The organism is Bacillus sp. C30 (assembly GCF_040838255.1).
Lineage (GTDB): Bacteria > Bacillota > Bacilli > Bacillales > Bacillaceae_G > Bacillus_A > Bacillus_A mycoides.
Window position 1 is genome coordinate 1 of the sequence record NZ_JBFPJH010000113.1, and the last position, 9893, is coordinate 9893.

Genomic DNA, 9893 nt, shown 5'->3' on the forward strand with positions numbered 1-9893 from the left:
ATGAAAGAGTGAGAAGTTTGAAAGAAATATTAAAACTACAATATGCCATTATAGACATTGGTTCTAATACAATGCGCTTAGTTATTTATGAAAAACAAAGCGGGGGTTTTTATAAAGAGATTGAAAATACGAAAGTGGTCGCTAGGTTAAGAAATTATTTAGTAAATGGTGTATTAAGTGAAGAAGGAATAGAAGTATTATTACAAACATTATTTCAATTTCAAGAAAGTACACGATTCCATAAGCTGCATCATGTACTTTGTGTTGCAACGGCAACAATTAGACAGGCTGAGAATCAAGAGGAAATTAAAAAACTTGTTGAAGGGCAAACAGATTTTACTCTTAGAGTTTTATCAGAATATGAAGAAGCACGTTACGGTTATTTAGCAGTTATGAATTCCACTTCATTTTCAGAAGGAATTACAGTTGATATTGGTGGGGGGAGTACAGAAGTTACATACTTTCGAAATAGAGAAATTTTAGAATACTATAGCTTTCCTTTTGGAGCACTTTCTTTAAAGCAACAATTTATTCAAGATGATATTCCTACTACAGAGGAGTTAGATGAGATTAGAAGGTATTTATGGTATCAATTCCGAACGCTACCATGGTTAATTGATAAAAAATTGCCTCTTATCGCAATTGGGGGTAGTGCGAGGAACATGGCGAAAATCCACCAAAATTTAATTTGTTATCCTATAGCTGGATTACACTTATACAAATGAAAGAAGACGATATTAAAAATGTAAAAGATGAATTAAAACAATTATCATTCATAGATCTTCAAAAATTAGAAGGGTTAGCAAAAGATCGAGCAGACACAATTATCCCAGCGGTCGAAGTATTTCATATGCTTGTTAACGTTATAGAGGCATCGGCTTTTGTATTGAGTAAAAAAGGATTAAGAGAAGGTGTTTTCTATGAAGAATTAACGAAAGATTTGGGGATCTCATATTATCCGAACGTAGTAGAAGAGAGTTTACATTTATTGTCATATGAATACGAATTAGACATGGAATTTGTCATTCAACTTATTAAACAAGGAACATTAATTTGCAAACAACTTGAAGGAGCTGGACTCATTTCTATGTCAGCGAAAGACTGGGGAATATTCCATCAAGCAGCGAAAGTATTTAATATTGGAAAATATATAGATGAAGAAGCGAGCCGCTTACATACATTTTACTTACTAGCGAATAAAACAATTGATGGTATGATGCATAAAGATCGAGTTAGATTAGCGCTTATAGCTTCTTATAAATCAAAAATGTTATTTAAACAACATTTGGCACTGTTTGAAGGATGGTTTGATAAAAGTGAACAAAAGAAAATTCGATTATTAGGGGCTGTATTACAATTTTCGGCTGCTTTAAATATACGACAAAGATCGCTTGTTGAAACAATATATATAACGGAAAGTAACGAAGGTTTAACATTCAGGATTTTATGTGAAGAATCGGCATTGGCGGAAAAAGTTCAAGCGGAAAAACAAAAAAAACAACTTGAAAGAGTATTAAAAACGAATATTAACTTAGTATTCGAATTGAAATGTTAGGTTGTACGGATGTCTTTACAAAAAATTAACACTTTGGAATATTGTAATTTGATAAAATAAAAGTAATTAAATTATATTAAAAAAGTTTCAAAGGGAAGTGTGAAGCGAATGGAGTTACTAAAGGGGAATTTAGTAAATTTAAATGATACAGCGTATTATAATAATCGTGAATTAAGCTGGCTAGCATTTAATGAACGTGTACTACAAGAAGCGCAAGATGAAAATAATCCACTATTAGAAAGACTAAAGTTTATTAGTATTTTTAGTTCGAATTTAGATGAATTTTTTATGGTGCGCGTAGCAGGTTTGAAAGATCAAGTAAGTGCGGGATTTAATCAGCCAGAAAATAAAGCAGGTTTAACACCAAAGAAACAGTTAAATAAGATTGCGATAAAATCGCATGAGTTAATGACTGTGCAGTATGAAACGTTTAAAAATTATGTATTGCCAGCGCTTGAACTAGAGGGGATTGAGCGTTTAACATTCCATGATTTGACGAAAGAGCAAAGGGAATTTATCGAGGAGTATTTTGATGAACAAATATTTCCGGTTTTAACCCCTGTATCTATTGATGCGTATCGTCCATTTCCAATGTTATTAAATAAAAGTTTGAATTTAGCTACTATTTTATATGATGAGCAACAGGCTGAGGAAGAAAATCGTACGAAGTTAGGAATTGTACAAGTGCCTTCATTACTGGAGCGTTTCATATTTTTACCGAGTGAAGGGCAAAAACATAAATTTATTTTATTAGAAGATGTAATTAGTGGTTTTACTCATAAACTATTCACAGGATATAACGTATCACCTGTTACTCGTTTCCGTATTACACGTAATGCGGATTTAACGATCCATGAAGAAGGTGCACGCGATTTATTAAAAGTAATTGAAAAAGAATTGAAAAAGCGTAAGTGGGGAGCTGCTGTTCGTTTAGAAGTTGGTAAAGAACACATTGATGAAAGAGTGTTAGCGTTATTGTATGATGTGTTAGAAGTAAAAGATGAAGATGTGTACATGATGGATGGACCGTTAGATTTAACATGTTTATTCTCCTTATATAAAAAATTAGCGCCTTTATATGAACATCTAGTATATCCGGCTCTTATTCCTCAACCTCCTCAAGATTTAGGTGATGAGGAAGATGTATTTGAAAAAGCGATAGCACATGATATTTTATTACACCATCCCTTTGAGTCGTTTCAGCCAGTCGTTGATTTTGTCCGTGATGCGGCAGATGACTCGAATGTACTTGCGATCAAACAAACATTATATCGTGTAAGTGGAGATTCTCCAATAATTCAGGCGCTGAAGGTAGCAGCTGAAAAAGGAAAACAAGTGACGGTATTGGTTGAGTTAAAGGCAAGGTTTGATGAAGAGAATAATGTTCATTGGGCTAAAGAATTGGAACAGGCCGGATGTCACGTTATTTACGGAGTAAGTCACTTGAAAACGCATAGTAAAATTACGTTAGTTGTAAGAAGAAGAAACGGAAAAATTGAAAGGTTTGTACATCTTGGAACCGGAAATTATAATGATGCAACAGCGAAGTTGTATACCGATTTTGGATATATTACATCGCGAAAAGACTTTGGTGTAGATGCAACAAATTTCTTTAATTATTTGAGTGGTTATACAAAAAAACCGCATTTTCATCATTTATCTGTTGCCCCGTTTGATATAAGAGAGCAGTTTATGGAGTTAATAGATGAGGAAATCCGTTATCATAGACAATATGGAAATGGATATATTATCGCTAAAATGAATTCGTTAACAGATAAACCGTTAATAAAAAAAATGTATGAAGCATCACAAGCTGGGGTAAGGGTAGAGCTCATCGTTAGAGGGACATGTTGTTTAAGACCCGGGATTCCAAATGTAAGTGAAAATATTCGTGTAGTTAGTGTTGTTGGAAGATATTTAGAACATAGTCGTATTTATTATTTCCATCATAATGGAGATGAAAAAATATATTTATCTTCAGCTGATTTGATGACGCGAAATATGGAAAAACGAGTAGAAATATCCTTCCCAATTTTAGATATTGAAATGAAAGCGAGAATAAAGGCAATTTTACAGCTGGTTTTAGCTGATAATGTGAAAACACGTGAACAAAATAAAGATGGTGACTATTATTATATAATTAATAGTAGTATAGAAGAAATTGATAGCCAAGTGAATTTATTTAAGATGGCGTATCAAAATACAGACGCTGAATAGTGTGAAAAAAGTAAAAACCTCTTATTGAATTTAAGAGGTTTTTACTTTTTTTCTCTACTCATATATTCTCAAAATGGAAGGATGAGTAGAGAGAATAGTTTTTATTATAGGCGTGTGATGAGTCGGTTCGTTGAGAGAAAAACATTAGAAGAATGGTTGGTTTAAATTAATAATAGTATGGTTGTTGACAAGGCCCTCCGTAACAAGGAAAAGGTGCTGGTGGTGGGAAAGGCGGTGGATAAGGCGGATAAAACGGTCTAGGCCCGAAAGCTAATGCTCCGCCTAGCAGTCCTCCAGCAATTCCAGCTAGAAATGGAACACCGAAAAATGGAAAGAATCGTGAGTCGCCTGCTGGGCCAAAAGGTGCTGAACGAACTGGGATCGGTTGATAATATGGATACATGAACAAACCTCCTTTACTGGACTCATTTTTATCATATGGTGGACCAAGCGTGGATGAGCGAGTACAAGGAAGGATATGTAAGGAAATAGGCGAATTGTTACGAATGTTGTAGGATGAAGAGTGTAATTTCAGGTTTTGACATAAAGCGGAATGGGACACGTGTTCTTCCAATACCTCGATTGACATAGAGAGTCAAACCTTGAATGTTATAGAAACCTTCAATATATTCTTTTGCAAGCGACGGGGTAATAATAGCACCTAAAAAAGGAATTTGTACTTGTCCGCCATGGCTATGACCAGAAAGTTGAAGATTGATTGGATATGTAGCGATTTGTGGCGCGATATCTGGTTCGTGAACGAGAACAATTGTATAAATATTTTGTTTTGCATGTTGTAAAGTTTCCGCTATTTTTGGTTTACCCAGTAGCATATCATCGAGTCCGAAAATAGAAATTTCACTATTATCCAGTAAACGAATTCGCTTTTCGCTATTTTGCAAAAGTTCAAATCCAGATTCGCGCATGATGTGATCATAGTATTCAGTTCCATATCCGCCATGGTCGTGGTTACCATAAATAGAAAATTTACCGAAGGGTGCCTGTATATTCTTTAAAATGGATGCAACAAAAGAAGCCTCGGTATATGTTTGGTAATCATCAATGAGATCACCAGTAAAAAGGACAATATCTGGCTTTTCAGCATTAATCTTGGAAACGATTTGAGATAAACGTTGGAGAGAGAAATAGTATCCTAGATGTAAATCGCTAAATTGAAGGATCTTCATACCATGAAAACCTTTTGGTATGAGTGGTGATTTAAGTGTGTGTTGCGTAAAAGAAAGCAAATAGGGCTCTATATATTTAGCATAATAATAGCCGATGCTTGCGGTTATAAATGAATAGAGACAAGTGCGTATTCCAGATTTCAAAAAATTTCTTCTTGTAATTTTCTTCATATACAGGTTACTCGAACCTCCCTTCAGTTTTTTAAAAATATATTTTAAACACTAAAAAAGTAGTATAGATTACGAAAAAAATGAACGAAAAGAAACCTCTTTACGTTAAAATATCAGAAAAATTGAAAAAAATAAAGATTTCTATCAAATAAAGTGATAAAATGAATGTGTATTCATTTTTTGGAGGGGATGTATGTGAAAGAGAAGGTAGTTATTATAACAGGTGGATCAAGTGGAATGGGAAAAGGGATGGCGATACGTTTTGCGAAAGAAGGGGCACGTGTTGTTATTACAGGGCGTACAAAAGAAAAGCTAGAAGAAGCAAAGTTAGAAATTGAACAGTTTCCAGGGCAAGTATTATCTGTACAAATGGATGTACGAAATACTGATGATATTCAAAAAATGATTGAACATATTGATGAGAAGTTTGGACGAATTGATATTTTAATAAATAATGCAGCTGGAAACTTTATTTGTCCAGCAGAGGACTTATCTGTGAATGGCTGGAATTCGGTAATTAATATTGTATTAAATGGTACATTTTATTGTAGTCAGGCTATTGGGAAATATTGGTTTGGAAAAGGTATAAAAGGAAATATTATTAACATGGTGGCAACATATGCATGGGATGCAGGCCCAGGGGTTATCCATTCGGCAGCAGCTAAAGCTGGTGTATTAGCGATGACAAAAACTCTTGCTGTTGAGTGGGGACGTAAATATGGAATACGAGTTAACGCTATCGCACCAGGACCAATTGAACGTACAGGTGGTGCCGATAAATTATGGATTTCAGAAGAAATGGCTAAGCGTACAATACAAAGTGTCCCACTTGGTAGGCTGGGGACACCAGAAGAAATTGCGGGTCTAGCTTATTATTTATGTTCAGATGAAGCTGCATACATAAATGGAACTTGTATGACAATGGATGGTGGCCAGCATTTGCATCAATATCCATTTTAAAAGGGATGAAAAAAACGAATGATTTATTCATTTCTTTGTGGTAAAATATGACGAAATTGTGACACTTAAAAGAAATGGGTTTACAAGAGGGGATATATACGTTATATTTAAGACCTCTTTTTTCTTCATAGTAGAATTGCTAATTCCCCTTAGCATTTTACCCCTCTAATCCCTTCAGGAAAACTGAAGGGATTTTTTATTATTTTTCCGTAAATATCGTGTTATAATTTTTGAAAAGTAAAGGGAGGGAAGCACGTTGATAGATGCATTAGATGTAATGAGTAACTTGGATAAAGTCCTTCCTTATTATCAAGCTATTTTTAGTGCTGATGAGCATACAATAATTGGATATGAAGTTGTAGGACGAATTCAAACAGAAGAGGGCATACAAAGTTTAGCATCTTTCTTCCATGATGATTCTATTCCGAGTGAGTTCCAACTTGAAGCGGATAACATCATCGTAGAAAAAGCGTTAAATAGGTATTTAGAAACGGATCAAAAATTATTATTATTTATACATCGGAATGCTAATGTATTAATGAATGATGAAGATGAAAGTTTACTTCAACTTTTGCTGATGTATGAAGAACAAGGTTTGAACTTACAACGCATTGTTCTGGAAATAACAGAACATGAATGTAAAGAAGATATAGAACAATTTAATCATTTACTCATGTATTATCGTACATATGGTATTCAAATTTCGATTAATAAAGTCGGAACGGGTACAAGTAATTTAGAGCGTATTAGCGTGTTAGCACCGGATATTTTAAAAGTAGATTTAACAAATTTAAGGCAAACTGCACTTTTACAATCTTATCAAGATATTTTATATTCCTTATCTTTACTTGCTAGAAGAATTGGTGCGACATTGTTATATGAAGAAATTGATGCTTTTTATCAACTACAATATGCTTGGAAAAACGGTGGTAGGTATTATCAAGGTAATTATTTGAAAGAATGTTTACCTGATTTTATTGAAACGAATGTTTTAAAAGAGCGACTTGGTAATGAATGTCATCAATTTATTCTGCATGAGAAGAAGAAGTTGCAAAAAATTTATAATTTAACAGAGATGTTACGTGATCGAATTGGTGATGTTCTGTCAAAACAAAAAAAGAATGAAGATATAAATGATTGGTTATTACAATTTAGCCAAAGCATATCACAATATAGTTTTCGGATATTTATTTGTAATGAAGATGGTTTTCAACAATCGGGTAATATTATGAAAAAAGATGGTGGATGGATCATTATGCCAGAGTATTATATGAAGAACTGGAGCTGGCGCCCGTATTTTCTAGAAAATATAATGAAAATGCGTTTTGAGAATAAGGCAAGACTTTCAGATTTATATGCTGATATCGAAACTGGTGAAATGGTACGAACATTTTCATTCCCGATTGATGATGAAAACTTTTTATTTATAGATTTATCGTACGAATATTTATATGAAGAAGATGTTTTATTTTAATGCACGAAGAGATTCGTGTATTTTTTTGTTTGTTTTTATCATAAATTGGTAATAGTGAAAATGATGATGAAAATGCTGTCTATCGTTGTAAAGATTTTACGAACGAAATCATCCCTTTCTTTGCATAATCATTGTTACAATGAATACTACAAAGACAAGCTCTTTTAAAAGGAAGGTGAAAAAATGAAGAAATATGGAATATGGTTTGTTCTATTTATATGTGTTGCCTTTCTAGTTGGCTATAGTGTCACAACTGTTTTAGGAAAAGAAGAAGTGAAAGTGGATCGGAAAGAAGTGTTTACAACGATACAAAAAGGTTATGAGATGCAATTTTCAATCCGCGGGAAGCAAATACCTATGAATAAGATGATAGAGACGTTATCACCATATTTTACAAATAATTTCCTTCAAGTTTTTACAGATGAAAACAGTAGAAATGAAAAACAAAGTGGTGAATATTTACTTCCAGCAAAAGAAGCTCCGTTTTCTTTTAATTCAGAAACAAAAATGTCTTATGATGAAGAACATAAAAATTTATATGTCTATGAGCGGACAAAGAGTGGGCAATATCAAATTGTGACATTGCAAAAGGATAATGGAAAATGGAAATTAGCAGGGTATCATGAAAGTCAAGAACTGTTGACTGAAATAAAAAGGTTACAACAATTATGAGAATAGGAATAGGTGTCGCCTATTCCTATTCTATACCGAGTAGCTGTTGTAATTTTTCAATTTGAAAACCCGCCACAACTTCTTCGTCAATTACAACTGTTGGAGTTGAATAGGATTCATAGTCATATAAAAGACGATTGCGTGCAGCAGCGTCTTTTTTTATGTCAAATTCTTCATATACAACGTTATTATGTTTTAAAAATTCTTTTACAATGGTACAAGGCGGACAATCAGGTTGTGTATAAACCTCAATTTTTTTCATTGTAATTCCTCCCTTTTTCTGTTGTTTATTATATTCTGCCAGTATAAAAAGCGCAATAAAGAAGTAAAAAGATGCTCTTTCATCTTTTTACATCTTATTTCGACAAATTTTAGTTGAGTTTCTTGCCAAGAACCTTTATCCTAGATTGTGGAACGTTTTTTCTGTTATGACGGATAGAATGAGTATAGCTGTAAAACCTATTGGTAGGAAGATCATAGAAAGGAGAGATTTCATGTCTCTACTCCAAGGAATTTTAACTCGACTTGTTAGTCTACAAGAACAAGCTGAAAGCGGTGAAGTAGCACAACGCTATTTTGAAGTGAACGGTGAGCGCAAATGTAGCGTGAAATTTTTCGATAAAAGTGAAATGTATGAGTTAGAAGTGTATCAACAAGGTGAAAAACCTCAAGTGTATCAATTCGATAATATCGATATGGTTGCAATTGAGATTTACGATATCATTTCTTGATACATATAAAAAAGGTACTGCCAAATGGCGGTACCTTTTTTAGTTATATTAATTAATGGGCTATATAGGTAGTAGAAGTTGTAATTTAAGTCGCGATTAAATAAAAGAGTTTTTACAAATGTATATGTATAGGAATTTTTTATTTTTCCTACAATGATAGTAAATATTAATAGGAGGTGCAAAGGATGGAACGCTTACCGATTGTTATTTGTCCTAATTGTCACAGTCATGCTGAAATTAATCACGTATTAACCGCCCAGTCTAATCAAAATGTAATTTATACATGTAGGTTTTGTAATTATGTAATTCGAAATATTGAAACGAATAAAGGGTAGTAAGTTATAATTTTTGTTTTTGTCCCATACAATGAGAATACGAAAAGTCTGTCTAATTGAAAGGACGTGACTATGTGGACGGTGAGTATACATTTTATAATGTTTCAGAGAGACATTTGAATTTTGATATGGTATTTAACCGTATTTGTAGTTTCATTGAAAAGGATCCGCGAAATTTATATCGATTATCTATTGGGACAGACTCACAAGCGCATCAAAAGGATACGAGGTTTATTACAGCGATACATATTCATCGTGTTGGAAAAGGAGCATGGGGATGTTTGCATCATAAATCAGTGAAAAATAAGCCAGCAACGTTGCGAGAGAAAATATATTTAGAAACACAGTTTAGTCAAGAAATCGCCTATCTATTTACTCCCAATCATATACAAGCGATATGGGATTTATTGCACCCATACGCTCAAGATGGAGCAGGATTCATAATGGAAATTCATTTAGATATCGGGAATGATGGTTTAACAAAAGAATTTATTTTAGATATGACGATGAAAATTCAAGCAATGGGATTAACAGCAAAAATTAAACCAGATGCTTATGCGGCATTTAGTTACGCAAACAGATATACAAAAT

At 33.4% G+C, this 9893-nt stretch carries 10 protein-coding genes and 1 pseudogene; 8 read left to right on the forward strand and 3 right to left on the reverse strand.

The features are described 5' to 3' along the window. Positions 1-8: 8 nt before the first annotated feature. Positions 9-1555 (forward strand): annotated as a pseudogene (locus AB3X49_RS12630) (Ppx/GppA phosphatase family protein). Between the two features lie 108 nt (positions 1556-1663). Then, positions 1664-3772, forward strand: a complete 2109-nt coding sequence (locus tag AB3X49_RS12635; RefSeq protein WP_367962439.1) for a polyphosphate kinase — start codon at positions 1664-1666, stop codon at positions 3770-3772. Between the two features lie 166 nt (positions 3773-3938). Here AB3X49_RS12635 and AB3X49_RS12640 read toward each other — a convergent pair whose 3' ends face one another. Next, positions 3939-4175 carry a hypothetical protein gene (locus AB3X49_RS12640; RefSeq protein WP_002014830.1) on the reverse strand — a complete coding sequence of 79 codons (237 nt, stop codon included), beginning with the start codon at positions 4173-4175 and terminating at the stop codon, positions 3939-3941. A gap of 97 nt (positions 4176-4272) precedes the next feature. Beyond that, complete coding sequence (locus AB3X49_RS12645; protein ID WP_367962441.1) at positions 4273-5130, reverse strand: metallophosphoesterase; 858 nt, start codon at positions 5128-5130, stop codon at positions 4273-4275. Between the two features lie 195 nt (positions 5131-5325). Here AB3X49_RS12645 and fadH point away from each other — a divergent pair, with 195 nt between their 5' ends. The 3 genes from fadH to AB3X49_RS12660 all read left to right on the forward strand — a co-directional run bounded on the left by fadH (position 5326) and on the right by AB3X49_RS12660 (position 8236). Next, a complete protein-coding gene (gene fadH / locus AB3X49_RS12650; RefSeq protein ID WP_367962443.1) occupies positions 5326-6090 on the forward strand; it encodes a 2,4-dienoyl-CoA reductase in 765 nt (254 codons plus the stop codon). 256 nt (positions 6091-6346) lie between these two features. Continuing rightward, positions 6347-7564, forward strand: a complete 1218-nt coding sequence (locus AB3X49_RS12655; protein WP_002033827.1) for an EAL domain-containing protein — start codon at positions 6347-6349, stop codon at positions 7562-7564. A gap of 183 nt (positions 7565-7747) precedes the next feature. Then, on the forward strand, positions 7748-8236 hold the full coding sequence (locus AB3X49_RS12660) for a DUF3993 domain-containing protein (protein ID WP_367962446.1): 489 nt from the start codon (positions 7748-7750) through the stop codon (positions 8234-8236). A gap of 25 nt (positions 8237-8261) precedes the next feature. On the opposite strand, the gene AB3X49_RS12665 is transcribed toward AB3X49_RS12660, so the two are convergent. Next, a complete protein-coding gene (locus AB3X49_RS12665; protein WP_002014835.1) occupies positions 8262-8498 on the reverse strand; it encodes a glutaredoxin domain-containing protein in 237 nt (78 codons plus the stop codon). 232 nt (positions 8499-8730) lie between these two features. Between AB3X49_RS12665 and AB3X49_RS12670 the strand changes: the two genes are divergently transcribed. The 3 genes from AB3X49_RS12670 to AB3X49_RS12680 form a co-directional block, all read left to right on the forward strand. Further along, on the forward strand, positions 8731-8967 hold the full coding sequence (locus tag AB3X49_RS12670; protein ID WP_000055151.1) for a YkuJ family protein: 237 nt from the start codon (positions 8731-8733) through the stop codon (positions 8965-8967). A 185-nt stretch (positions 8968-9152) separates the two neighbouring features. After that, positions 9153-9302 (forward strand): hypothetical protein, encoded by a 150-nt coding sequence (locus AB3X49_RS12675; RefSeq protein ID WP_002033828.1) that lies wholly within the window; start codon positions 9153-9155, stop codon positions 9300-9302. Positions 9303-9376: 74 nt separating this feature from the next. Then, on the forward strand, positions 9377-9893 hold a 517-nt coding region (locus tag AB3X49_RS12680), incomplete at its 3' end, for a ribonuclease H-like YkuK family protein (protein ID WP_002088343.1).

What these genes read in the sequence shown, in the direction of transcription:
- AB3X49_RS12660 (WP_367962446.1), top strand. Translation starts at nt 7,748, where the DNA reads ATGAAGAAATATGGAATATGGTTTGTTCTATTTATATGTGTTGCCTTT.
- AB3X49_RS12670 (WP_000055151.1), top strand. Translation starts at nt 8,731, where the DNA reads ATGTCTCTACTCCAAGGAATTTTAACTCGACTTGTTAGTCTACAAGAA.
- AB3X49_RS12645 (WP_367962441.1), bottom strand. Translation starts at nt 5,130, where the DNA reads ATGAAGAAAATTACAAGAAGAAATTTTTTGAAATCTGGAATACGCACT.
- AB3X49_RS12635 (WP_367962439.1), top strand. Translation starts at nt 1,664, where the DNA reads ATGGAGTTACTAAAGGGGAATTTAGTAAATTTAAATGATACAGCGTAT.
- AB3X49_RS12665 (WP_002014835.1), bottom strand. Translation starts at nt 8,498, where the DNA reads ATGAAAAAAATTGAGGTTTATACACAACCTGATTGTCCGCCTTGTACC.
- AB3X49_RS12640 (WP_002014830.1), bottom strand. Translation starts at nt 4,175, where the DNA reads ATGTATCCATATTATCAACCGATCCCAGTTCGTTCAGCACCTTTTGGC.
- AB3X49_RS12675 (WP_002033828.1), top strand. Translation starts at nt 9,153, where the DNA reads ATGGAACGCTTACCGATTGTTATTTGTCCTAATTGTCACAGTCATGCT.